The sequence below is a fragment of the Staphylococcus sp. HMSC072B07 genome (assembly GCF_001815505.1).
Lineage (GTDB): Bacteria > Bacillota > Bacilli > Staphylococcales > Staphylococcaceae > Staphylococcus > Staphylococcus simulans.
This window is the reverse complement of record NZ_KV820965.1, coordinates 1005-1335: the sequence shown is the minus strand read 5'-3', so window position 1 is coordinate 1335 and position 331 is coordinate 1005. Positions and strand designations below refer to the sequence as shown.

The following is a 331-nucleotide window of genomic DNA, read 5'->3' as shown; positions in this document are numbered from 1 at the left end:
CAGAACCAGCACCGGAGGTAACACCAGAAGTACCGGTGGAAGAAACAACACCAACAGAGCCGGAAGTGCCAGTCGAAGAAGTACCTGAAGTACCGGCTGAACCGGAACCAGAAACACCAACAGAACAAGCACCGGTGGAAGAAACAACACCAACAGAGCCGGAAATTCCAGTCGAAGAAGTGCCAGAAGTACCAGCCGAGCCGGAGGTAGAAACACCAGCAGAACCAGCACCAGACGTAACACCAGAAGTACCGGTGGAAGAAGCAACACCGACAGAGCCGGAAGTGCCAGTCGAAAAAGTACCTGAAGTACCGGCTGAACCGGAACCAGA

1 pseudogene is annotated in these 331 nt (G+C 53.8%); it reads left to right on the top strand.

Going from position 1 to position 331, the window contains the following annotated elements:
• A pseudogene (locus tag HMPREF3031_RS12085) lies at positions 1-331 on the top strand (cell surface protein); the annotation flags it as partial.